The 22,277-nt window shown below is 58.8% G+C and carries 21 protein-coding genes; 7 read left to right on the top strand and 14 right to left on the bottom strand.

The features are described 5' to 3' along the window. Nucleotides 1–26: 26 nt before the first annotated feature. Nucleotides 27–1,082, bottom strand: a complete 1,056-nt coding sequence (locus OK411_RS09345; RefSeq protein ID WP_264364766.1) for a DUF2066 domain-containing protein — start codon at nucleotides 1,080–1,082, stop codon at nucleotides 27–29. Between the two features lie 373 nt (nucleotides 1,083–1,455). On the opposite strand from OK411_RS09345, the gene purM reads away from it, so the two are divergent. From purM to OK411_RS09330, 3 genes are read left to right on the top strand one after another with little or no spacing between them, the layout of a single operon-like run. Further along, nucleotides 1,456–2,514, top strand: coding sequence for a phosphoribosylformylglycinamidine cyclo-ligase (gene purM, locus OK411_RS09340; RefSeq protein ID WP_024012163.1), 1,059 nt, complete (start codon nucleotides 1,456–1,458; stop codon nucleotides 2,512–2,514). Then, on the top strand, nucleotides 2,514–3,164 hold the full coding sequence (purN, locus tag OK411_RS09335; protein ID WP_016773694.1) for a phosphoribosylglycinamide formyltransferase: 651 nt from the start codon (nucleotides 2,514–2,516) through the stop codon (nucleotides 3,162–3,164). Before purM ends, purN begins: the two co-directional genes overlap by 1 nt. Before the next feature lie 8 nt (nucleotides 3,165–3,172). Then, nucleotides 3,173–3,886 (top strand): DUF3108 domain-containing protein, encoded by a 714-nt coding sequence (locus tag OK411_RS09330; RefSeq protein ID WP_016773693.1) that lies wholly within the window; start codon nucleotides 3,173–3,175, stop codon nucleotides 3,884–3,886. 240 nt (nucleotides 3,887–4,126) lie between these two features. Here the strand turns inward: OK411_RS09330 and OK411_RS09325 are convergent, their stop codons facing one another. Next, the gene (locus OK411_RS09325; RefSeq protein ID WP_024012161.1) at nucleotides 4,127–5,752 is read right to left on the bottom strand and encodes a methyl-accepting chemotaxis protein; all 1,626 of its coding nucleotides are present in this window, start codon (nucleotides 5,750–5,752) and stop codon (nucleotides 4,127–4,129) included. A 138-nt stretch (nucleotides 5,753–5,890) separates the two neighbouring features. Further along, nucleotides 5,891–6,937, bottom strand: coding sequence for an amidohydrolase family protein (locus OK411_RS09320; RefSeq protein WP_136492226.1), 1,047 nt, complete (start codon nucleotides 6,935–6,937; stop codon nucleotides 5,891–5,893). 129 nt (nucleotides 6,938–7,066) lie between these two features. Here OK411_RS09320 and OK411_RS09315 point away from each other — a divergent pair, with 129 nt between their 5' ends. Both OK411_RS09315 and OK411_RS09310 read left to right on the top strand, forming a co-directional pair. Next, nucleotides 7,067–7,483, top strand: a complete 417-nt coding sequence (locus tag OK411_RS09315) for an OsmC family protein (protein WP_110601156.1) — start codon at nucleotides 7,067–7,069, stop codon at nucleotides 7,481–7,483. A gap of 61 nt (nucleotides 7,484–7,544) precedes the next feature. Then, nucleotides 7,545–8,411: a pirin family protein gene (locus tag OK411_RS09310; protein WP_136492225.1), complete on the top strand. Its 867-nt coding sequence runs from the start codon at nucleotides 7,545–7,547 to the stop codon at nucleotides 8,409–8,411. A gap of 193 nt (nucleotides 8,412–8,604) precedes the next feature. On the opposite strand, the gene OK411_RS09305 is transcribed toward OK411_RS09310, so the two are convergent. The 4 genes from OK411_RS09305 to OK411_RS09290 form a co-directional block, all read right to left on the bottom strand. Continuing rightward, nucleotides 8,605–9,333, bottom strand: a complete 729-nt coding sequence (locus tag OK411_RS09305) for a dienelactone hydrolase family protein (protein WP_217879557.1) — start codon at nucleotides 9,331–9,333, stop codon at nucleotides 8,605–8,607. A 69-nt stretch (nucleotides 9,334–9,402) separates the two neighbouring features. Further along, nucleotides 9,403–11,307: a molecular chaperone HtpG gene (htpG, locus tag OK411_RS09300; protein ID WP_136492224.1), complete on the bottom strand. Its 1,905-nt coding sequence runs from the start codon at nucleotides 11,305–11,307 to the stop codon at nucleotides 9,403–9,405. 82 nt (nucleotides 11,308–11,389) lie between these two features. Continuing rightward, nucleotides 11,390–11,842 (bottom strand): PaaI family thioesterase, encoded by a 453-nt coding sequence (locus OK411_RS09295; RefSeq protein WP_136492223.1) that lies wholly within the window; start codon nucleotides 11,840–11,842, stop codon nucleotides 11,390–11,392. Next, nucleotides 11,839–12,315 (bottom strand): PaaI family thioesterase, encoded by a 477-nt coding sequence (locus OK411_RS09290; RefSeq protein ID WP_024012154.1) that lies wholly within the window; start codon nucleotides 12,313–12,315, stop codon nucleotides 11,839–11,841. The genes OK411_RS09295 and OK411_RS09290 overlap by 4 nt, the downstream gene beginning before the upstream one ends. Before the next feature lie 158 nt (nucleotides 12,316–12,473). Here OK411_RS09290 and OK411_RS09285 point away from each other — a divergent pair, with 158 nt between their 5' ends. Beyond that, entirely contained in the window at nucleotides 12,474–12,710 is a 237-nt protein-coding gene (locus tag OK411_RS09285; protein ID WP_007959016.1) for a hypothetical protein, read from the top strand. 61 nt (nucleotides 12,711–12,771) lie between these two features. Here the strand turns inward: OK411_RS09285 and OK411_RS09280 are convergent, their stop codons facing one another. Both OK411_RS09280 and OK411_RS09275 read right to left on the bottom strand, forming a co-directional pair. Continuing rightward, complete coding sequence (locus OK411_RS09280; protein ID WP_016773683.1) at nucleotides 12,772–13,173, bottom strand: MAPEG family protein; 402 nt, start codon at nucleotides 13,171–13,173, stop codon at nucleotides 12,772–12,774. Next, nucleotides 13,173–13,910, bottom strand: a complete 738-nt coding sequence (locus OK411_RS09275; protein ID WP_136492222.1) for a DUF599 domain-containing protein — start codon at nucleotides 13,908–13,910, stop codon at nucleotides 13,173–13,175. The genes OK411_RS09280 and OK411_RS09275 overlap by 1 nt, the downstream gene beginning before the upstream one ends. A gap of 232 nt (nucleotides 13,911–14,142) precedes the next feature. On the opposite strand from OK411_RS09275, the gene OK411_RS09270 reads away from it, so the two are divergent. Further along, nucleotides 14,143–15,372 (top strand): hypothetical protein, encoded by a 1,230-nt coding sequence (locus OK411_RS09270; protein ID WP_217879554.1) that lies wholly within the window; start codon nucleotides 14,143–14,145, stop codon nucleotides 15,370–15,372. Between the two features lie 96 nt (nucleotides 15,373–15,468). On the opposite strand, the gene brnQ is transcribed toward OK411_RS09270, so the two are convergent. The 5 genes from brnQ to odhB all read right to left on the bottom strand — a co-directional run bounded on the left by brnQ (nucleotide 15,469) and on the right by odhB (nucleotide 22,255). Beyond that, nucleotides 15,469–16,782, bottom strand: a complete 1,314-nt coding sequence (brnQ, locus tag OK411_RS09265; RefSeq protein WP_016773681.1) for a branched-chain amino acid transport system II carrier protein — start codon at nucleotides 16,780–16,782, stop codon at nucleotides 15,469–15,471. A gap of 471 nt (nucleotides 16,783–17,253) precedes the next feature. After that, nucleotides 17,254–18,138 (bottom strand): succinate--CoA ligase subunit alpha, encoded by an 885-nt coding sequence (gene sucD, locus OK411_RS09260; protein ID WP_016773680.1) that lies wholly within the window; start codon nucleotides 18,136–18,138, stop codon nucleotides 17,254–17,256. Next, nucleotides 18,138–19,304: an ADP-forming succinate--CoA ligase subunit beta gene (gene sucC, locus OK411_RS09255; RefSeq protein WP_016773679.1), complete on the bottom strand. Its 1,167-nt coding sequence runs from the start codon at nucleotides 19,302–19,304 to the stop codon at nucleotides 18,138–18,140. Before sucC ends, sucD begins: the two co-directional genes overlap by 1 nt. A gap of 182 nt (nucleotides 19,305–19,486) precedes the next feature. Beyond that, a complete protein-coding gene (lpdA, locus tag OK411_RS09250) occupies nucleotides 19,487–20,923 on the bottom strand; it encodes a dihydrolipoyl dehydrogenase (protein ID WP_016773678.1) in 1,437 nt (478 codons plus the stop codon). 108 nt (nucleotides 20,924–21,031) lie between these two features. Beyond that, nucleotides 21,032–22,255 (bottom strand): 2-oxoglutarate dehydrogenase complex dihydrolipoyllysine-residue succinyltransferase, encoded by a 1,224-nt coding sequence (gene odhB, locus OK411_RS09245; RefSeq protein ID WP_264364765.1) that lies wholly within the window; start codon nucleotides 22,253–22,255, stop codon nucleotides 21,032–21,034. Between the last annotated feature and the right edge of the window lie 22 nt (nucleotides 22,256–22,277).

Genomic DNA, 22,277 nt, shown 5'->3' with positions numbered 1-22,277 from the left:
CCTGATGCTTCTATATAAGGAAAGACTTACCAGCGAAACCGCAACGACGGCGCCGCTGCCGGGGTTGGCGCTGCGACCGCAGGCGTACCATCCGCCGCTGGCTGGGCGGGCGCCACCGGGGCCGGCGCTTCGGCCGGCAGTTCCTGCAACTTCGCCAGCGACAATTGCGCGCGCAATTGATCGATGCTGCCATTGACCCGGTAGACGATGCGATCACCCTGCACGCTTTGCAGACGCACGCCGAACGGTTCGAGTAACCGCAGCAGCGCCGCATAATGCTCCAGATTCATGCCCTGCACTTCCAGGGTCTGCTGACCCGATGCGCCGGGCTTGGCGACAAATCGCGGCGCCAGACGCTCGGCCACCGCCAGCATCACCGCATCGGCGACAGCTGCCTGATCGGCGCCCTGTACGCTGCCGGCCTCTTTCTGATCACCGAGCCACAAGCGCCATTTTGCCTGCCACTGCCCGCCCTCTTCGCGCGCGTGCACCGCCAGCAAGGCGTCAGCGTTGTAGCGTTCCGAAGCACTGCGTAGAGGCGCGGGATCAGCGCTTTCCAGCGCCGGTGCGGTGGCGACCAGTTGCTCACTGAGATCAGCCAGTGGCAAACGCAGTGGCAAACCGCGATGTTGTGCGGCCGTGCGCAACGTTGCGGCTGCGGCCTGACCGTCACCGACCAGGCTCGCACCTTCAGTTGAATCGTTCAGCCACCAGCCGAGGATCGACGGTCGACTGGCGCCCCACACCGGCAACCCGGCCCGGCGCAAGGCCTGCTCGGTGGTTGCCGGATCGAAGTCGACTTTCAGCACTTCCGGTGGCCCCGCGTCGAAACCGAACTGGCTGATGATTTGCTGCGGATCCTTGCGAATCGGTGCCAGCCCCGGGTTCTGCGCGGCTTTCGGGTCGCCGGTCAGGCGCAGCACCAGGGTATCGAGCGCCGCCTGCGTGGCGCGATCGCGCTCTTGCGGCGCCTGGCCGTTGACCGGCTGACGCACCTGATACAGGCCTTTGAGGTTTTCGGCATGGCTCGCCAGGCTGACCAGCGTCAGGCAGCCTACAAATAACAATTTACAAAAACGCATGGAAAATTCCCGTCGACAGGAGCGGCTGGAACACGCCGCGTGAACCGTTTGAGCAAGGCTGTGACCCCCACCTCTGGCAAAACATTCACACGGTGGCGGTAAGTTTTTGCACAGTCCTAACGATAGACGGTTAATCGCCACACCTTATACAGGCAGTCATACCCTGCGATTGCAAAAAATTTCCGCCGATATGGCCCTGCCCGTCGGTGCGAGGATGGCCGCTGCCCCTCAAGCCTGATAAAATCGCGCGCCTTCGCAGACCGGCAACAGCCGGGCCCCTCGAAACTCGCGTGAGGCGATCGCCCATCGAGTTCGATGTTCCCGCTGAACTCGGTCGTTACCCCCTGAATCCCCTCCCCTAAAGGCCTGGATCATGAGCAAGCAACCCTCCCTGAGCTACAAGGACGCCGGTGTAGACATCGACGCCGGTGAAGCATTGGTCGAACGCATCAAGAGCGTCGCCAAGCGCACTGCGCGCCCGGAAGTCATGGGCGGCCTGGGCGGTTTCGGCGCCCTCTGCGAAATCCCGGCCGGCTACAAGCAGCCAGTGCTGGTCTCCGGCACCGACGGCGTCGGCACCAAGCTGCGTCTGGCGCTGAACCTGAACAAGCACGACAGCATCGGCATCGACCTGGTCGCCATGTGCGTCAACGATCTGGTGGTGTGCGGCGCCGAGCCGCTGTTCTTCCTCGACTACTACGCCACCGGCAAACTGAATGTCGACACCGCTGCCCAGGTTGTCACTGGCATCGGCGCTGGCTGCGAACTGTCGGGTTGCTCGCTGGTCGGCGGCGAAACCGCTGAAATGCCAGGCATGTATGAAGGCGAAGACTACGACCTGGCCGGCTTCTGCGTCGGCGTCGTGGAAAAGGCGGAAATCATCGATGGCTCGAAAGTCGCCACCGGTGACGCGCTGATCGCCCTGCCATCGTCCGGTCCGCACTCCAACGGCTACTCGCTGATCCGCAAGATCATCGAAGTCTCCGGCGCCGACATCGAAAACATTCAGCTCGACGGCAAACCGCTGACCGACCTGCTGATGGCCCCGACCCGCATCTACGTCAAGCCACTGCTCAAGCTGATCAAGGACACTGGCGCTGTGAAGGCCATGGCCCACATCACCGGTGGCGGCCTGCTCGACAACATCCCACGCGTGTTGCCAAAAGGCGCGCAAGCAGTGGTTGACGTGGCCAGCTGGACTCGCCCGGCCGTGTTCGACTGGCTGCAAGAGAAAGGCAACGTTGATGAAACCGAGATGCACCGCGTATTGAACTGCGGCGTCGGCATGGTCATCTGTGTAGCTCAGGAGCACGTTGAAGTGGCCCTGAACACCCTGCGTGACGCTGGCGAACAGCCTTGGGTCATCGGTCAGATCGCCGTGGCCGCCGAGGGCGCTGCGCAGGTCGAGCTGAAGAACCTCAAGGCTCACTGATGCCAAAGTCCTGTGATGTCGTGGTGCTGTTGTCCGGCACCGGCAGTAACTTGCAGGCTCTGATCGACAGCACGCGGACCGGCGACAGCCCGGTCCGCATCGCTGCGGTGATTTCCAACCGCGCCGACGCCTACGGCCTGCAACGCGCCCGCGACGCGGGTATCGCCACACGCTCGCTGGATCACAAGGCATTCGAGGGCCGCGAGGCCTTCGATGCCGCGTTGATCGAACTGATCGACCAATTCAACCCCAAACTCGTGGTACTGGCCGGCTTCATGCGCATTCTCAGCGCTGATTTCGTGCGCCACTACCAGGGTCGCCTGCTCAACATACACCCGTCGCTGCTGCCCAAATACAAAGGGTTACACACTCATCAGCGCGCGCTGGAGGCCGGCGACACGGAACATGGCTGCTCCGTGCACTTCGTCACCGAGGAACTCGATGGCGGACCACTGGTCGTACAAGCAGTATTACCGGTAGAGTTGCACGACACGCCGCAGAGTCTGGCGCAACGAGTCCACGTTCAGGAACACCTGATCTACCCGATGGCAGTACGCTGGTTTGCCGAAGGCAGGCTGACACTCGGTGACCAGGGTGCTTTACTCGACGGCCAGTTACTCGCCGCCAGCGGCCACTTGATTCGACACTAGGAGATATTATGCGTCGCGCCCTGCTCTTCGCTTGCGCTCTGCTCGCCCTGCCCTTCGCGCAGGCAGCGGACCTTCAACCGTTCTCCGCCAGCTACACCGCCGACTGGAAGCAGCTGCCCATGAGCGGCACTGCCGAACGCAGCCTGACGAAGGAAGCCAACGGCGTCTGGAAACTCAGCTTCAAGGCCTCGATGATGATCGCCAGCCTGACTGAAGAAAGCACCCTGAAGCTGGACAAGGACACGCTGCTGCCGCAGTCCTACCACTTTGAACGTGGCGGTCTGGGCAAAGCGAAAAAAGCTGATCTGGACTTCGACTGGGCCAACAAACTGGTGACCGGCACCGACCGTGGCGACGCGGTGAAAATCCCGCTGAACCGTGGCATGGTCGACAAGTCGACCTACCAACTGGCGCTGCAGCACGACGTTGCCGCCGGCAAGAAAAGCATGAGCTATCAGGTGGTTGATGATGGCGAAGTCGATACCTACGACTTCCGCGTGCTGGGTTCGGAAAAGGTCGACACCAAGGCCGGGCAGATCGACGCGATCAAGGTCGAACGCGTGCGCGATCCGACACAAAGCAAGCGCATCACCGTGCTGTGGTTCGCCAAGGACTGGGATTACCTGCTGGTGCGTCTGCAACAGGTCGAGACTGACGGCAAGGAGTACAACATCATGCTCCAGGACGGTACGGTCAACGGTAAGACTGTCAAAGGCAGCTGATCGACCGCAACAACAAAGAGCCCCGCGAATGCGGGGCTTTTGTTTATCTGTTCGATGATACTGCGCGGCGGCCCTACCCCTCACCCCAGCCCTCTCCCAAGGGAGAGGGAGCCGACCGAGGTGTCTGCCGCTAACCATCGAGCTGAGAAACCGAGTCGAATATGGATTCCAAAGCATCGCAGGATTAGTCCCCTCTCCCTCCGGGAGAGGGTTAGGGTGAGGGGCTTTTGAAGGTCAAACTCACACCGAAAACCGCGCCACCATCCCGTTCAGATCCACCGCCAACTTCGACAATTCCTGACTGGCCGCACTGGTCTGATTGGCCCCTGCCGATGTCTGCATTGCCAGATCACGAATATTCATCAGATTGCGATCCACCTCGCGCGCCACCGCTGCCTGCTCTTCCGAGGCACTGGCGATGACCAGGTTGCGCTCATTGATCAAGGTAAACGCCGAGGCGATTTCCTCCAGGGCCGAGCCTGCGCTCTTCGCCAGCTCGAGGGTCGAGCGCGCCCTTGAGTTGCTCTGCTGCATCGAACTAACCGCCGAATCGGTGCCCTGCTGGATCCCGCCGATCATCTGCTCGATTTCCTGGGTCGACTGCTGGGTGCGATGCGCCAGCGCGCGCACTTCATCCGCCACCACTGCAAAGCCACGCCCGGCATCGCCGGCGCGCGCGGCTTCGATCGCGGCGTTGAGGGCGAGCAGATTGGTCTGTTCGGCGATCGAGCGAATCACGTCCAGCACTTTGCTGATGCCATGAACCTTTTGCGCCAGCGCCTCGACCTGCGCGGCATTGTTGGTGACGTCGCCGGCGAGAAACTCGATCGACGTCACCGTCTGCTGCACTTGCTCGCGCCCTTGCCGGGCGATGCGGTCGGATTCGCGGGAAGCTTCGGACGTGGCCACGGCGTTGTTCGCCACCTCTTCCACCGCTGCTGTCATCTGGTTGACCGCAGTGGCGGCCTGTTCGATTTCCTGACTTTGCTGATGCAAGCCGCGAGTGGCATCTTCGGTGACGCTGCTGAGTTCTTCGGCGGCCGAGGCCAACTGGGTCGACGACTCGGAAATGCGCCGGATCGTGTCGCGCAGATTGTGCTGCATGCTTTTCAGCGCTTGCAGCAGGCGCGCCGGCTCGTCTTTGCCAGTGATGTGAATGTCACCGGTCAAATCCCCACCGGCCACCACTTCGGCCACGCTGAGCGATTGCGACAACGGCACGACAATGCTGCGCGTCAGCAGCAACGCCAGGCCGACGGTAATCAGCGCGGCCATGGCGATCATTACTGCGACCCACAGCCGCGATTGCTTGAAGACCAAGCGCGCTGCTTCAGTGGCGAGACCGGCATTCTGTTTATTCAACTCGACCAGCTCACGCAAAGTGGCGGCGATTTCATCGGCCAGCGGGCTCATCTGATCATTGAGAATCGTCGCAGCCTCAGCGACCCGATTCTGTGCCGACAGCTGTAGGACTTGTGCCTGAAGCTCAAGGTATTTGTGCTCGGTGCCCTTGAAGCGTTCGAACAATACGCGCTCTTCAGGCAGCACGATCAGACCGTCATAACGCTGCTGCGCTTCGCTCAAGCCACTGCGCAGCTCGTCGAGCTTGGCGACATTCTGCTCCAGTGCCTTGGGGTCACGGTTGAGTAACAGGCGCATGGTCAGTGCGCGCAGGCGCAGCATGTCCTGACTCATCTCACCCACCGCCATCACGCTTGGCAGCCAGTTGTTGTCGACTTCATCGGACTGCGCACGCATGTTCGACATTTGCAGCAAGGCGAACGCGCCAAGGGCGAACACCATCAGGGCCAGCAGGCCAAAACCGAGACCGGCACGCGGGGCAATATTGAGACTACGGATATTCATCACTCTGGCTCCTTCCAAAAGCGCTGCATCAGCCTGCAGCGGGTTGCTTTAGAAGGTATCGGCATTGCCCTGAAATTGCGTAAGACGAAAAAGCGATAGGCAGACGAGCGGCTAGTCCGAACCCGTGGCTTTGACGTTTCAGCGCGGAGCAGCGGATTTTTCTGTGTTGCGCGGCAATATTGCCAGGAAGTTATCCCGCGCGACTTTGCGCGCCACCGCTTCCGGCAGCGCATCGAGAAACGGCTTGTAGCTGTGCATTTCCTGACCGAGTTTGTTGAACCGTCCTACCACGTCGGAGCCGAGCATGAAGCGCTCGGGATACTTTTCCACCAGCGCCAGCCATTCGGCGCGGGGCTTGCCCTGCTCGTCCAGCAAGTACGGCGTGAGCATGCTCCACGACAGGTCGATAAACAGATTTGGATAAGCCTCAAGCATGCGCGTCAGGGTCGGCAGGAGAAAAGGCAATTGCGTTTGATGCCGATGGATCTCGGCGCTGGTGCCGGCATGCGCCCAGATGAATCGCGTGTGCGGATGATTGCGCAGCGGCTCTTCGACCTCCTTCAGGTACAGCGGATTTTTCTCACGCTTGGAAGTGATGTTGGAATGCAGCATCACCGGCAGATCATTTTCCGCGGCGAGGTGATAGATCTTGGTCATCGCCTCGTTGTTGGCCCGGGGTGTGTCGCCGGAGGTCAGCGCGGTCAGGTCATCGTGCCGGGTGAACACCTCGCCAATGCCCTGCCAAAGTCCCGGGTACAGGTCGAGCATGCGCTGAATGTGCGCGGCGGAATTCTTGTCATTGGGATTGAAGCCGGACAGGAATGGATGAAAGTACTGGCGCTGCTCCGGCGCCAGTTTCTGCACCGCATCGGCAATGATCACATCGGTGGCGCTGTACCAATAGGCATCGGCGTCATCGCCGGCGTAATAACGCGGGCGCTTGGGTTCGTCTTCATGCCATTTCTTCGCCACGGGAATACCGGAAATCATGACGTGCTCGATGGAATTGTCCTTCATGGCCGTGAGCAGTTTCTGCATGCCGGCGCTTTCCTGGAAAAAATCCACGTAATGCAGGTGCGCATCGCTGTAGGTGTATTCGCGGGCACTGGCGCTGCCAGCGAACAGCAGCAGACAGGCAAGACTCAGACGAGACAAGGACACAAGTAATCTCCGGCAGATGGGCATAGCCTAGACCGCGCCCGAACGACAAGGGTTCATCCCTGCCGAAAAGCGGAACGCCCACTGCCGGGAATGCTCTATAACTGCAAGGTCTGCTTTGATCGAACGATTTTTCCTGCCGCCTGTGAGGTTTCCATGACTGTTACCGTCAATACCGTCTCTGCCGAAGGTTTTCGTCACACCGTCCAGATCGACGACCACGAATTGTTTGCCGATGTACCGAAAACCGCCGGAGGTGAAGGCACCGCGCCAGAGCCACACGATTACTTCGACGCTGCGCTGGGCGCCTGCAAAGCGCTGACCGTGAAGATGTATGCGAAGAAAAAAGACATCCCGCTGACCGGCGTGGGAGTCGAGGTAAAGCGCGACAACAGCCAGGAGCAGAAAGGCAAATACGCCCTGCATGTCACCCTTACGCTCAAAGGCGTACTCACCGACGCCCAGCGCGAGGAACTGCTGCGTGTGGCCGATCGCTGCCCGATTCACAAATTGATGACCACCAGCGAAGTCAGCATCGAAACTCACTCACCACAAGGCTTCGACAGCCAATAATCCTCCTGATGCCAGCGGCGGGTTATGCTTCTGGCATCACCCGCTCAGCCTGGAATGCACCATGGACACGCCACTCCTGATCATCCGCCCGCGCGCCGAAGACGTCGAAGGCCAGCCGATCCTGCGCCCGCTGCCGTCAGCCAAATGCCGCAATGTCGGGCCTTTCGTGTTTTTCGACCACATGCTCGAAACGATTTATCCGACGGGCAAAGGTATGGACATCCGACAGCATCCGCACATTGGTCTGTCGACGCTCACCTACTTGTTCGAAGGGCAATTGCAGCACAAGGACAGTCTGGGCTCCGATCAAGTGGTCGGCGCCGGCGATGTCAGCTGGATGACCGCTGGCAGCGCCATCGCCCACGTCGAGCGTACGCCTGCGCCACTGCTCGCCGAGACCTTCACCCTGCATGGCCTGCAAGTCTGGCTGGCCTCGCCCAAGGCGCACGAACAGGGCCCGGGGCATTACAGCCATCACCCGGCAGCGACGTTGCCGCTCAGCGATAACCTTGGCGTGCAGATTCGCATGATTGCCGGGTCAGGCTTTTGCCTGGAATCGCCGGTGCCGGTGCTTTCTCCTACGTTGTATGCGGAAGTGAAGATGCAGACCGCGACCACATTGCTGATTCCGACCGAGCATGAAGAACGCGCGGTGTATGTGTTGAGCGGTGATGCGCAGTTGAATGGCGAGGCGATCGAGCCGCATGCGCTGGTGGTGTTGCCAGCCGGCGAAGAGATGAGCCTGTTTGCCGAAAGCGATGTGCACGCAGTGGTGTTCGGCGGCGCGGCGCTGGACGGTCCGAGGCGGATCAACTGGAATTTTGTTGCAAGCGATCCGGCGGCGATTGATGAGGCACGGCGCAAGTGGGCGGCCAAGGATTGGCCGACGGTGCCGGGGGAAGTCGAGCGGATAGAACTACCGCGCTAGGCCGCTTACCCTCACCCCAGCCCTCTCCCAGAGGGAGAGGGCTGGGGTGAGGTGTCTTGCGTTATACATCGACCTGAAAAATCTCGGCGATTATGGATTCGCCTATTCACGTTCAGGTCGACGCCACTCCCGAGCCCCCCCAATCAGTCCCCTCTCCCTCCGGGAGAGGGCTAGGGTGAGGGGCTTTTCGCTTTTAATCGTTGAACACTTCATCCAACAGATCATGCATCGACTTGAACGCGCGCTTGGCGGTCTTTTCGTCGTACATCATCTTGCCCGGTACGTTGGCATGCGGATCGGTAAACGAGTGCACCGCACCGCCGTAGCTGAGCAGTTGCCAGTCGACCTTAGCCGCGTTCATTTCCTCTTCGAACGCTGGCAGTTGCTCCTTCGGCACCAACGGATCGGATGCGCCATGCAGCACCAGCACCGAGCCCTTGATGTTCTGCGCATCCGCCGGGTTCGGCGAATCCAGCGTGCCGTGGAACGACACCGCCGCTTTTACCGGCGCGCCGGTGCGGGCCAGGTCCAGCGCACAGCAACCACCGAAGCAGAAACCGAACACCGCCAGTTTCGAAGTATCCACCGTGGCTTCGCCCTGGCTCTGCAATTGCTCGAAAGCCACTTGCAGACGTTTGCGCAACAGCGCGCGGTCGTCCTTGAGCGGCATCATCGCTGCCAGCGCCTCATCAGCGTTCTGCGGACGCACGCTCTGGCCGTAGACATCCGCGATCAGCACCACGTAACCCTTGGCCGCTACCGCTTTGGCAATGTCTTCGGCACCGGCGCTGACGCCCATCCAGTTCGGCGCCATCAGCAAACCCGGGCGCGCAGCCTTGTGCTCGGCGTCGAACGCCAGGCGACCTTCATAGGCCTGGCCGTCAATCTGATAGACCACGGAACGTACAGTGACTTGGCTCATTTCTGACTCCTGATTGAGTAAACACCAGAACGAAAAAACCCGCCGAAGCGGGTTTTTCCTACAACGTGATCAAACCGACAGTTCAACCAGCAGCTTGTTCAGCCGGCGCACGTAAGCGGCCGGATCCTTCAAGCTGTCGCCAGCCGCCAGGGCGGCCTGATCGAAGAGGATGTGCGAAAGGTCGCCAAAACGCTCTTCGCTCTGCTCGCCATCGAGTTTCTCGATCAGCGGGTGGCTCGGGTTGAATTCGAAGATCGGCTTCGAATCCGGGACTTTCTGCCCGCTGGCTTCGAGGATCTGGCGCATTTGCAGGCCCAGGTCCTGTTCGCCGATGGCCAGAATGGCCGGCGAATCGGTCAGACGATGAGATACGCGGACTTCAGCCACGGAATCACCCAGCGCAGTTTTCAGACGCTCGACCAGGCCTTCTTTGGACTTGGCGACTTCTTCTGCGGCTTTCTTGTCCTCTTCCGAGTCCAGGTTGCCCAGATCGAGGTCACCGCGCGCCACGTCGACAAACGTCTTGCCGTCGAATTCGCTGAGGTAGCTCATCAGCCACTCGTCGATGCGATCGGTCAGCAGCAGCACTTCGATGCCTTTCTTGCGGAAGACTTCCAGGTGCGGGCTGTTCTTGACCTGCGCGTAGGTTTCGCCGGTGAGGTAGTAGATCTTGTCCTGACCTTCCTTGGCGCGGGCCAGGTAGTCAGCCAGACCGACAACCTGCTCGCCGTCGTCGCCCTGGGTCGATGCGAAACGCAGCAGACCGGCAATTTTCTCTTTGTTGGCGAAGTCTTCTGCCGGGCCTTCTTTCATGACCTGACCGAAGCTTTTCCAGAAGCCTTTGTATTGCTCAGGCTCGTTCTTCGCCAGTTTTTCCAGCATGTCGAGCACACGCTTGGTCAGCGCGGTTTTCATCGAGTCGATGATCGGGTCTTTCTGCAGGATCTCACGCGACACGTTCAGCGACAGGTCGTTGGAATCGACCACACCTTTGATGAAGCGCAGGTACAGCGGCAGGAACGACTCGGCCTGATCCATCACAAACACACGCTGCACGTACAGCTTCAGGCCTTTCGGCGCTTCACGCTGGTACAGGTCGAACGGCGCGCGGGCCGGCACGTACAGCAGCGAGCTGTACTCAAGCTTGCCTTCAACCTTGTTGTGGCTCCACGACAGCGGATTTTCGAAGTCGTGAGCGATGTGTTTGTAGAACTCCTGGTATTCCTCGTCTTTGACTTCAGTGCGCGGACGGGTCCACAGGGCGCTGGCACGGTTGACGGTTTCCCATTCAACGGCCGGAGCCTCTTCGCCTTCGGCCGGAGTGACTTCCTTCGGCAGTTCGATCGGCAAAGCGATGTGGTCGGAGTACTTCTTGATGATGTTGCGCAGACGCCAGCCATCAGCGAATTCGTCTTCACCGGACTTCAGATGCAGGACGATGCGGGTGCCGCGCTCTGGCTTGTCGATAGTGGCGACTTCGAACTCGCCCTCGCCTTTCGACGACCAGTGCACGCCTTCGCTGGCATCGGTGCCGGCGCGACGGCTGTAAACATCAACCTTGTCGGCAACGATGAAGGCCGAGTAGAAGCCGACACCGAACTGGCCGATGAGGTGCGAATCTTTCTTCTGATCGCCGGACAGGTTTTTCATGAAGTCGGCGGTGCCGGATTTGGCGATGGTCCCCAGGTGGGTGATCACATCGTCACGGTTCATGCCGATACCGTTGTCTTCGAGGGTGACGGTCTTGGCGTCCTTGTCGAAGCTCACACGGATTTTCAGGTCAGCGCCACCTTCGAGCAACTCCGGCTTGGCCAGGGCTTCGAAGCGCAGCTTGTCGACAGCGTCAGAGGCGTTCGAGATCAATTCGCGAAGGAAAATTTCCTTATTCGAATACAGCGAATGGATCATGAGGTGCAGCAGCTGCTTTACCTCGGTCTGGAAGCCCAGGGTTTCCTTTTGAGTTTCCACACTCATGGTCATCAAACTCCAATCAGATGGCAGTGGCCGCGACCCGAAATGGTCTGCGGCGGGTTGTCATCTGAGTTGGGGGCGCTGTTCAGGATTTCAAGGGCTCATCAATTTTGAAGTGCGCGCGAGCGGTGGCGATCGGTTCGGCCTCGGTACTCTGCCAGGCAGTTACCGCTACGTTAGCGACGCGACGGCCCTGACGGCAGACCTGACACCTGGCCCAAGTGTCCCGAAACTGCCCGGCGCGCAGGTAATCGAGGGAAAAATCGATGATCTTCGGCACACCCGGCGTGCGGGTGAAAATCAGCAAATGCAGGGCTGCGGCCAGCTCCATGAAGCCGGCAATCACGCCACCATGGATCGCCGGCAATAAAGGGTTACCAATGTTGTCCTTGTTCGCCGGCAGCTTGAACAAGAGCTCATCACCAACCCGCGAACATTCGATACCGATCAGCCCGGCATAAGGAATCAGTGCCAGCAGCGGCGTGTAATCGCCCTGTGCATGGGCCTGTTGCAGCTGCTCCCTGAGATCGTTGCTCATTGGCTCGCTCCCTTGATCGCGCCCGCGAAACCTTTGCTGCCCTTCAGACCGATGCCCATGCGCATGAATGTGCCGACGACGTGGGCAATCGGTTGCTCGGGATCGTCCTGGTAGGCAAAACCACGGGCAAAGATCACGTCGGTGGTGACGCGATAGCACTGGGCAAAGCCGTACACCGCTTTGTTCGGTTCAGCGGCGTGCATGTAGTCGATGCGCAGATCGAGGGTCGGACAGACTTCGAACTCCGGCAGCACGCACAAGGTCGACATGCCGCATGCAGTGTCCATCAATGAAGTGATGGCACCGCCGTGGATGACTCCGGTTTCGGGATTGCCGACGATTTTTTCGCTGTACGGCAGGATCACCGTCAGCCCTTCGCTGGAGGCACTGTGCACCTGCAGACCGAGGACCTGACAGTGGCGCAATGCCGATAAAAAGCGCGTCGCGCGCTCAAAAACGGGGTTTTCGGCCATGTGATAATTACTCGCGTTTGGGCCTTGTGCCAGTATTGAGAAAAGCGGCAAAAGTTCCGTGATAAAACAAACTTATATATCTGAAACAATTGAGGAACTTAACCCGTAGCGCCGAGTTCTTAAGGCCAGTAGTTATTTTCCATAAGGAGATACACCCCATGCGTAAGACTTTAGCTATTGCCTTGATGTTGACCGCTTCCCTCGGTCTCGCTGCCTGCGATAAAAAATCCGAGGACAAAGCTCAAGATGCCAACCAACATGCTGAGCAAGCTCAGCAAGACATGAACAAAGCTCAGGATAAAGTGAACGACGCAGCAAAAGAAAACGCCGAAGCTGCCAAAGCTCAGGCTGAATCGAACGCCGCTGCTCAAGAAGAAGCCGCCAAAAAGCAATAAGCTTTCTGGTGTGAAAGAAAACCCGCCATGTGCGGGTTTTCTTTTGCCTGCGATTTACCGGTTAGAGCAACACGGTTCTAAAAGTCGGACTAATCATCAGCAACAACGAACAGATGAAGCCAACTAGCCACATCAGGCTGCGCAACTTCGCCAGATCGGCCAGATAGAACCACAGATAGAACACTCGCGAGATCACGAAGATGATCGCCAGCGCATCGATCAGCCAACCCGCGGTTTGCGTGGTGTGCGCCATCAGCACGCCGACAGCGAAGAGGATGAAGGCTTCAATGCTGTTCTGATGGGCCGCCAGCGCCCTCGCACCGAAGCCGGTCAACTGCGCCTGCTGCTGCCGCGGCAAGTGATTGTCATACCCGCCCTGCTCTTTCATGGCCTTGGCCACCGGCATGCGCGCCACGTAGATCAATAAAGCACTGATAAACACACACCAGAACGGAATACTCATCAAACAGCCTCTTTGTTTGCCTCAGGGACGGGCGTCTCTGTAGGGGTATAGACCATGACATCGAGAACGTCGGAATGAAACTCGCGGCGATACAACACCACCACGACTCCCGCGCTCATGATCATGAACAGCCACGGACTGACGAACCAGGCCAGCATACTCATGCCGAAGTAATAAGAACGCAGGCCGAAGTTGAACTGGTTGGCCGCCATCGAAATCACCCGCGCCGCCCGTGAAGCGAAGGCCTTGCGTTCCTGCTCGGTCACTTGGCGCTCGCCGATCATCGGCGCTGAACCGACCAGAATCGCCGCGAAGTTGTATTGGCGCATGCACCAGCTGAACGTGAAGAACGCATAGACGAACACCAGTGCCAGGCACAGCAACTTGATCTCCGACATGCCCTGCGACGCCTGCTGCACCATCGGAATATCCGCCAACAACGACACGGCTCGGTCGGACGCACCGAGCACGGTGAGGATACCGGCAAGGATGATCAGCGTGCTGGAGGCGAAGAACGAGGCGTTGCGCTCCAGATTGCCGATCACGCTGGCATCGGCGATGCGGTTGTCACGCAGCAGCATGCGGCGCATCCAGTCTTCGCGGTACAGGTGCAACACGCTGGCCAGACACGCCGTATCACGGGCCTTCCAGGTGGCATAACGGGTGTAACCGCCCCAGCAGACGACAAACCAGACGGCGGCGAGCAAGTGGATCAGATTGGCTTGGATGAACGACATTCGTTGTCCTGAGCAAGAGGAATGATGGAGGGAACCCTTCGTTTCGACGTGTTGGCTCGTAAAAAGACACGCTCATTGAAGAGTCAAATACATTCAAAATAGACCGCAGCTATCAGCTTTCAAAGGCTTATACCTGTCAACTCTGACAGTAGCGCCGAGGGTATGGCGAGGCATAAGGTCGTTTTCTCAAACGGGAACACTGACCGCCCCCCTATCAGACAAGGATTTGAGCATGACACCTTTGAACGCTGCGCTGCCCATTGACACAACGTTTGGCAACCGGGGGTACGCCGATTCATTTGCTGCGGGAAGCCAGGCTTTGAACATCGCAGGCTTGCGCCCGGATGGAAAGATCCTTCTCGTGGGACAAACTTTTGTAGAGGGCAAGGCCAGTTTTCATTTGGCGCAATTACTGGCAGACGGTACTAACGATACTGGCTTCAACGAAAACGGTTTGATCGTAGGTACGTTTACAGGTTCGGGACAAGCCAGCGGCACTGGCGCCTGTCTTTATAAAGACGGTAAGGCGCTGCTTTTTGGGTATCAATATGATGAGGACCAAGGAACCCGATTTGCGCTTGCCAGATTCTTCGCTGATGGTCAAAGAGATCGCGATTTCGGTCCCGATGGGACGGTTTACGTCCCTTTCCTGCCACAGTCCGAATCGCAATTGCCAAAACCGGAAGCTTCCATCAAGTCGCAATCCAGAACCAGGTTAGTACTGACTGCTGATGAAAAAATACTCGTCGGTCAAAGCGACCGACTGTTCAGACTTGATCAGAAAGGAGATTTCGATACCGCTTTCAACAACAAAGGCTGGCTGGATCTTGCAATGGGCATTGCTTCGATTTCAGTGGCAGAGGATGGAGTAATCACAGTCGCAGGTTCGAGGGCTGGAGAAGGAAAGATTGTGCGCCTGAACGTCGATGGAACACCCCATAAAGACTTCGGCGATGATGGCACCGGGACCGTCTACATTCCATCGGATTACCCGGCCAGCGTACGAAGCCTGATGTTACGTGCTGACGGCAGCTTCTTTGTTGCTGGCCAGGTCGACACATCGCCTGACGACGTTTGGGGTAAAGGACGCAAAGCAATGATGGCCGCGTACAACCCGAACGGTAGACCAAATCTCGCATTCAATCAGGGTAAGCCTGTAGTCACTGATCTTGGATTAACCGACGGTTGCACTTTGTTCGATCTAAGTGGTGAGCCTGAGGATGGCTTGGTTGTGGTGGGGAGTACAGGGCAAATAACCAGGGAGCAAATGCTTGCCTGCCGCTATCTGGCAACGGGTGAACTGGACACAACCTTTGGAGATGGCAAGGGATACGTAACTCACTCTATGGGGCCCGGTATGCAATGGATCTCGGTGGCAGTACAGCCCGACAAGCGAATACTCCTGAGCCGTGACAGCGACAACGTCAATGTGGGAGCTCTGGTCGTACGTTATCTGGGCTGAGGATTATCAGCTCTGATAAAAAATGCCCCGTATCGATTGATACGGGGCATTTCTGTTTAACCGGGGCTGACCCACTTGTGGCGGGTCCGAACCCCGTCAGGCAGTGACTTCGCTGCGCTTGCCCAGCAGGCGATCGCAGACCACGGCCACCACCAGGGTCATCACGCACGGCACCAGCCACGCCAGACCCTGCTCGCTCAGCGGCAGATGGGTCAGCTGAGTTGGCATCCAGTCGGCCAGACCAGCGCCTTTCAGGGCGTCGATGGTGCCGAAAACGAAGGAAACCAGCATCACCGGGCCAAGAATGCGCCCGTGCTCATGCCAGAAATCCTTGCAGAAGCTCAGCGCGACCAGAACGATGCACGGCGGGTAGATCGCAGTGAGTACCGGAATCGAGAAAGCAATGAGCTTGGTCAGACCAAGGTTGGAGACCAGCAGCGAGAACGCCGCGAGGATAATCACCAGCGTCTTGTAGGACAGTGGCAGCACACGGCTGAAGTATTCAGCACAGGCACAGGTCAGGCCGACCGCCGTGACCAGACACGCCAGCGAGATCAGCACCGCAAGGAAACCGCTGCCCAGCGAACCGAAGGTGTGCTGCACGTAAGCATGCAACACCGCCGCGCCGTTGGTGGCGCCGACCGCGACTTCATGGCTGCCGGACCCGAGGCGGAACAGGCTGACGTAGACCAGTGCCAGACCCACGCCGGCAATCAGCCCGGCAATGATCGCGTAACGGGTGATCAGCGCTGGCGACTCGACGCCACGGGAGCGGATCGCGTTGACGATAACGATGCCGAATACCAGTGCGCCAAGGGTATCCATGGTCAGGTAACCATTGATGAAGCCTTGGGAAAACGGTGCCGCCACATACTCTGGAGTGCCGTGACCGATGTCACCCGCCGGCAAGGCGAATGCGGCAATGCCCAGTACTGCCAGTGCAATGATTTTCAGCGGTGCGAGGAAGCGGCCCACGGTATCCAGCAAACGCCCAGGGTAGAGCGAAATGAAGAACACCAAGAGGAAGTACACCGAGCTGTAGAGGAACAGCGCCAGCGGGCTCTCGCCGGTCAATGGCGCCAGACCCACTTCGAAGGAAACGGTCGCGGTACGCGGAGTGGCGAACAGCGGACCCACAGCCAGATAGCATGCCGCCGCGAGGATACCGCCGGCGATCTTGCCGATCGGGCTGCTCAGCGCATCCATCGCGCCGCCGACCTTGGCCAGCGCCACCACGGTGACCACCGGCAAACCGACGGCGGTAATCAGAAAGCCCAGCGCGGCCATCCAGACATGAGGCCCGGCCTGCAAGCCGACGATCGGCGGGAAAATGATGTTACCGGCCCCGACAAACAGGGCAAACGTCATAAAACCAAGTGCCAGGATGTCCTGACCTTTCAAAACTTTCATTAAGGAAATACCACACTACTGAAATCGGAATTTAGAGGGGGATTGCCCTGTTGGATTAGGGAAATGCTGTCGATCCGTATGGGACTGACCCTTAAAGCGCGTGGCTGCCTTGTGGGCGGCGGACGCAAAAATGGCGGCCAGCCTAACGAATTTGGCGGACAAACGCACTGTTGGAGGGCGAACTATCCGATACGCGACGTTTCCGTGTCGCGTTTACATATCTATTTTTCATACAGAGAACACAGCAAACCTGTGGCGAGGGGATTTATCCCCGTTGGACTGCGCAGCAGTCCCAAAGAATCCGAGCTGGAACTGCCTGACTGATCATGGACGCTTGCATGGGGGCCGCTTCGCAGCCCAGCGGGGATAAATCCCCTCGCCACAACAGCGCTCAAAATTCTCATACGCCAGAAACGACAAAGGCCACCCGAAGGTGGCCTTTGCTGCTGGAGCTAAAAAGTCAGCCGAAGCTTACTTCTTCACTTCCCAGCCAGTCAGCTCGGCCAGGGCCTTGCCGATGTCTGCCAGCGAACGCACGGTTTTAACGCCTGCGTCTTGCAGCGCAGCGAATTTCTCGTCTGCAGTGCCTTTGCCGCCAGAGATGATTGCGCCAGCATGGCCCATGCGCTTGCCCGGAGGAGCAGTCACACCAGCGATGTAGGAAACAACCGGCTTGGTCACGTTAGCCTTGATGTAGGCAGCCGCTTCTTCTTCAGCCGAACCGCCGATCTCGCCGATCATCACGATCGCTTCGGTCTTCGGGTCTTCCTGGAACAGCTTCAGGATGTCGATGAAGTTCGAACCCGGGATCGGGTCACCGCCGATGCCGACGCAAGTCGACTGACCGAAACCGGCGTCAGTGGTCTGCTTCACAGCTTCGTAGGTCAGGGTGCCGGAACGCGAAACGATACCGACCTTGCCTGGCAAGTGAATGTGACCTGGCATGATGCCGATCTTGCATTCGCCCGGGGTGATCACGCCTGGGCAGTTAGGGCCGATAAGGACTACGCCCAGCTCGTCGCACTTAACTTTGGCGTCCAGCATGTCCAGGGTAGGAATGCCTTCGGTGATGCAGACGATCAGCTTGATGCCGCCGAATGCCGCTTCCAGGATCGAGTCCTTGCAGAACGGAGCCGGAACATAGATCACGCTGGCGGTAGCGCCAGTGGCAGCTACTGCGTCTTTTACGGTGTTGAACACTGGCAGACCCAGGTGCTCGGTGCCGCCTTTGCCCGGAGTTACGCCGCCAACCATCTTGGTGCCGTATTCGATGGCTTGCTGGGTGTGGAAACTACCTTGCGAACCGGTAATACCCTGGCAGATAACTTTGGTGTCTTTATTGATCAGGACGCTCATTATTTGCCCTCCGCAGCTTTGACAACTTGTTGAGCAGCGTCGGTCAGGCTGGTTGCAGCGATGATGTTCAAACCGCTTTCTGCCAGTACTTTAGCGCCCAGCTCAGCGTTGTTGCCTTCAAGGCGAACAACAACCGGGATTTTCACGCCGACTTCTTTCACAGCGCCGATGATGCCTTCGGCAATCATGTCGCAGCGAACGATGCCGCCGAAGATGTTGACCAGTACTGCCGCGACGTTCTGGTCGGACAGGATGATCTTGAACGCTTCAGTAACGCGTTCCTTGGTAGCGCCACCACCTACGTCGAGGAAGTTGGCTGGCTTGCCGCCATGCAGGTTGACGATGTCCATGGTACCCATGGCCAGACCGGCACCGTTGACCATGCAGCCGATGTTGCCTTCCAGGGCTACGTAGTTCAGTTCGAACTTGGCAGCGTGCGCTTCGCGCGGATCGTCCTGCGACGGATCGTGGAAAGCCTTCAGCTTAGGCTGACGGTACATGGCGTTGGCGTCGATGTTGATCTTCGCGTCGAGGCAGTGCAGATCGCCGTCAGCCTTGATCACCAGCGGGTTCACTTCCAGCAGAGCCAGGTCGTGGTCTTTGAACAGCTTGGCCAGACCGACGAAGATCTTGGCGAACTGAGTGACCTGCTTGCCTTCCAGACCCAGCTGGAATGCCAGCTCGCGACCCTGGGATGGCTGAGCGCCAACCAGTGGATCGATAGTGGCCTTGAGAATTTTTTCTGGAGTGTCGTGAGCGATTTTCTCGATGTCCACGCCACCTTCGGTGGAAGCCATGAACACGATGCGACGGCTCGAACGGTCAACGACAGCGCCCAGGTACAGCTCTTTAGCGATATCAGTGCACGATTCAACCAGGATCTTGGTGACTGGCTGGCCATTGGCGTCAGTCTGGTAAGTCACCAGACGCTTGCCCAGCCACTGCTGTGCGAAGGCTTTGGCGTCTTCTTTGCTGCGAACCAGCTTTACGCCGCCCGCTTTACCGCGACCACCGGCGTGAACCTGGGCTTTGACGACCCACTCGTTGCCGCCGATCTTGTCGCAAGCTTCTGCTGCTGCTTCCGGGGTGTCTACTGCATAACCAGTGGAAACTGGCAGGCCGTATTCAGCGAACAGCTGCTTACCCTGATACTCGTGAAGATTCATGCTTTTTACCGTCTTCGTTAGGTACTGCGCATTCGGCGCTGCGCTCGTTTGAGTGCCGCGCCACCTGTGACTGCTGCTTGCGTAGCTGGGCTACGCAAGACTGCGTCCGGCGGACATTCCGCGGTGAGTCTTGCTCGCAAGGCTCACGACGGGCCGCTACCGCCGTGGTTTCTTATTATGTCTTAACGCTTCTTGCGGTTGGCAATGTGAATGGCGCCGCCATTCACTGCCAGAGCAGCTTCGTGCAAGGCTTCGGACAGGGTCGGATGGGAGAAAACCATCATGCCCAAGTCTTCAGCGCTGGTGCCGAATTCCATACCGATCGCGCCCTGCTGAACCAGTTCTGCAGCGCTCGGGCCAATCACGTGCACGCCCAATACGCGGTCGGTCTTGGCATCGGCGATGACCTTGACGAAACCACCGGTATCGTTGGCAGCCATGGCACGGCCGGAAGCGGCGAACGGGAAGGTGCCGACGTTGACTTCAACGCCTTCGGCCTTCAGCGCCTGCTCGGTTTTGCCAACCCACGCGATTTCCGGGTGAGTATAAATAACCGAAGGGATCAAATCATAGTTCATCTGAGCCTTGTGGCCCTTGATGCGCTCGACAACCATGATGCCTTCTTCGGACGCCTTGTGGGCCAGCATCATGCCGCGAACCACGTCACCGATGGCGAAGACGCCCGGTACAGCTGTGACGCAATGGTCATCGACCGCGATGAAACCGCGCTCGTCGATTTCCACGCCGCAGTCGGCGGACAGCAGATCAGTGGTCACCGGACGGCGACCAACGGCTACGATCAGCTTGTCGAAAGTGATGGTCTGTTCGCCGTTGGCATCGGTGTAGTTGACGACGACTTCTTCGCCGTTGACTTTCGAACCGGTAACGCGAGCGCCCAGCTTGATATCCAGACCCTGCTTGGTCAGGGTTTTCAGCGCTTCCTTGGAAACAGCGGTGTCCGCTGCCATCAGGAAGGTGTCCAGCGCTTCGAGAACAGTCACTTCTGCACCCAGACGCGACCATACCGAACCCAGCTCCAGACCGATCACGCCAGCGCCGATCACGCCCAGACGTTTAGGTACGGACTGGAATTCCAGAGCGCCAGTCGAATCGACGATGACTTTCTGGTCAACCGGAGCCGGTGGAATGTCGATCGGACGCGAACCTGGCGCGAGGATGACGTTTTCCGCTTCGATGACTTCAACCGAACCGTCCGGCTTGGTGACTTCGACTTTCTTGCCGGCCAGCAGCTTGCCGTGGCCCTGGATCGAAGTAACGCCGTTGGCCTTGAACAGGGTGGCAACGCCGCCGGTCAGGTTCTTGACGATGCCAGCCTTGCGGCCAACCATCGCAGCGACGTCCATTTTGACTTCGCCGGTCGAGATACCGTGAACGTTGAAGCTCTCTTTGGCTTCCTTGTATTTCCACGAGCTGTCGAGCAGCGCCTTGGAAGGAATGCAACCCACGTTCAGGCAGGTACCGCCCAGGGCTTGCTTGCCCTCTGCGTCGGTGTACTTCTCGATGCAGGCAGTGGTCAGGCCCAACTGAGCAGCCTTGATGGCCGCTACATAGCCACCAGGGCCGGCACCGATCACTACTACGTCAAATTTCTGCGACATTCAAAAAATCCTCTTTAGCAATAAAGCTACAAGCCGCAAGCTTCAAGCTGCAAGCCCACCCGCTCGCCTTGAGCTTGAGGCTTGTAGCTGAAAGCTTGCAGCTGCTTTTTAGATATCCAGCAACAGACGAGCCGGATCTTCCAGCAGGTTCTTGATGGTCACCAGGAAGGTCACAGCTTCTTTGCCATCGATCAGGCGGTGATCGTAGGACAGAGCCAGGTACATCATCGGACGGATCACGACCTGACCGTTGATGGCCATCGGACGCTGGATGATGTTGTGCATGCCCAGAATCGCTGCCTGCGGCGGGTTGACGATCGGCGTCGACATCATCGAACCGAAGGTACCACCGTTGGTGATGGTGAAGGTACCACCGGTCATCTCGTCCATCGACAGTTTGCCGTCACGGGCTTTCTTGCCAAATGTTGCGATGCCGCCTTCGATTTCAGCCAGGCTCATCAGCTCGGCGTTACGCAGAACCGGTACCACCAGGCCACGGTCGCTGGAAACGGCAACGCCGATGTCCGCATAGCCGTGGTAAACGATGTCGCCGCCGTCGATCGACGCGTTGACAGCCGGGAAGCGTTTCAGCGCTTCGGTGGCCGCTTTCACGAAGAACGACATGAAGCCCAGGCGTACGCCGTTGTGGGACTTCTCGAACAGGTCCTTGTACTTCGAACGCAGGGCCATGACTTCGGTCATGTCGACTTCGTTGAACGTGGTCAGCATCGCCATGTTCGACTGGGCTTCAACCAGACGCTTGGCCACGGTGGCACGTACGCGAGTCATCGGTACGCGCTTCTCGATGCGGTCGCCGGCAGCGAACACAGGCGCAGCAGCCGAAGGAGCAGCAGCCTTGGCAGGTGCGGCAGCCGGAGCGGCTTTCTTCGCAGCAACTGCTGCTACCACGTCTTCCTTGGTCACACGACCGCCCTTGCCGGTGCCGGCAACGGAAGCGATGTTGATGCCGTTCTCTTCAGCCAGCTTGCGAGCGGCAGGAGCTGCGATCGGGTCATCTTCGCCATCGGCAGCAGCCGGTGCGGCAGCGGCAGTAGCAGCCGGAGCAGCAGCGGCGGCAGGAGCGGCAGCAGCGCCGCCCTCTTCGATCGAGCCCAGAACCTGGTTCGACAGAACGGTAGCGCCCTCTTCGGCAACGATTGCGCCCAGCACGCCGTCCGCTTCAGCCAACACTTCGAGCACGACTTTGTCGGTTTCGATGTCGACGATCAGGTCGTCACGCTTGACGACCTCACCTGGTTTTTTGTGCCAGGTGGCAACGGTGCCATCGGCAACCGATTCCGGGAATGACGGGGCTTTGATTTCGATAGCCATTATCTGTGGGTCCTTAAAATTC

The sequence above is a fragment of the Pseudomonas sp. RG1 genome, assembly GCF_025910115.1.
Taxonomy (GTDB): Bacteria; Pseudomonadota; Gammaproteobacteria; order Pseudomonadales; family Pseudomonadaceae; genus Aquipseudomonas; species Aquipseudomonas atacamensis.
Note: the sequence above shows the minus strand (reverse complement) of the source record. Positions and strands in the feature narration are given on the sequence as shown.

Coding starts and splice junctions, on each gene's coding strand:
- OK411_RS09345 (WP_264364766.1), bottom strand. CDS start 1,082: ATGCGTTTTTGTAAATTGTTATTTGTAGGCTGCCTGACGCTGGTCAGC.
- purM (WP_024012163.1), top strand. CDS start 1,456: ATGAGCAAGCAACCCTCCCTGAGCTACAAGGACGCCGGTGTAGACATC.
- purN (WP_016773694.1), top strand. CDS start 2,514: ATGCCAAAGTCCTGTGATGTCGTGGTGCTGTTGTCCGGCACCGGCAGT.
- OK411_RS09330 (WP_016773693.1), top strand. CDS start 3,173: ATGCGTCGCGCCCTGCTCTTCGCTTGCGCTCTGCTCGCCCTGCCCTTC.
- OK411_RS09325 (WP_024012161.1), bottom strand. CDS start 5,752: ATGAATATCCGTAGTCTCAATATTGCCCCGCGTGCCGGTCTCGGTTTT.
- OK411_RS09320 (WP_136492226.1), bottom strand. CDS start 6,937: ATGCCCATCTGCCGGAGATTACTTGTGTCCTTGTCTCGTCTGAGTCTT.
- OK411_RS09315 (WP_110601156.1), top strand. CDS start 7,067: ATGACTGTTACCGTCAATACCGTCTCTGCCGAAGGTTTTCGTCACACC.
- OK411_RS09310 (WP_136492225.1), top strand. CDS start 7,545: ATGGACACGCCACTCCTGATCATCCGCCCGCGCGCCGAAGACGTCGAA.
- OK411_RS09305 (WP_217879557.1), bottom strand. CDS start 9,333: ATGAGCCAAGTCACTGTACGTTCCGTGGTCTATCAGATTGACGGCCAG.
- htpG (WP_136492224.1), bottom strand. CDS start 11,307: ATGAGTGTGGAAACTCAAAAGGAAACCCTGGGCTTCCAGACCGAGGTA.
- OK411_RS09295 (WP_136492223.1), bottom strand. CDS start 11,842: ATGAGCAACGATCTCAGGGAGCAGCTGCAACAGGCCCATGCACAGGGC.
- OK411_RS09290 (WP_024012154.1), bottom strand. CDS start 12,315: ATGGCCGAAAACCCCGTTTTTGAGCGCGCGACGCGCTTTTTATCGGCA.
- OK411_RS09285 (WP_007959016.1), top strand. CDS start 12,474: ATGCGTAAGACTTTAGCTATTGCCTTGATGTTGACCGCTTCCCTCGGT.
- OK411_RS09280 (WP_016773683.1), bottom strand. CDS start 13,173: ATGAGTATTCCGTTCTGGTGTGTGTTTATCAGTGCTTTATTGATCTAC.
- OK411_RS09275 (WP_136492222.1), bottom strand. CDS start 13,910: ATGTCGTTCATCCAAGCCAATCTGATCCACTTGCTCGCCGCCGTCTGG.
- OK411_RS09270 (WP_217879554.1), top strand. CDS start 14,143: ATGACACCTTTGAACGCTGCGCTGCCCATTGACACAACGTTTGGCAAC.
- brnQ (WP_016773681.1), bottom strand. CDS start 16,782: ATGAAAGTTTTGAAAGGTCAGGACATCCTGGCACTTGGTTTTATGACG.
- sucD (WP_016773680.1), bottom strand. CDS start 18,138: ATGAGCGTCCTGATCAATAAAGACACCAAAGTTATCTGCCAGGGTATT.
- sucC (WP_016773679.1), bottom strand. CDS start 19,304: ATGAATCTTCACGAGTATCAGGGTAAGCAGCTGTTCGCTGAATACGGC.
- lpdA (WP_016773678.1), bottom strand. CDS start 20,923: ATGTCGCAGAAATTTGACGTAGTAGTGATCGGTGCCGGCCCTGGTGGC.
- odhB (WP_264364765.1), bottom strand. CDS start 22,255: ATGGCTATCGAAATCAAAGCCCCGTCATTCCCGGAATCGGTTGCCGAT.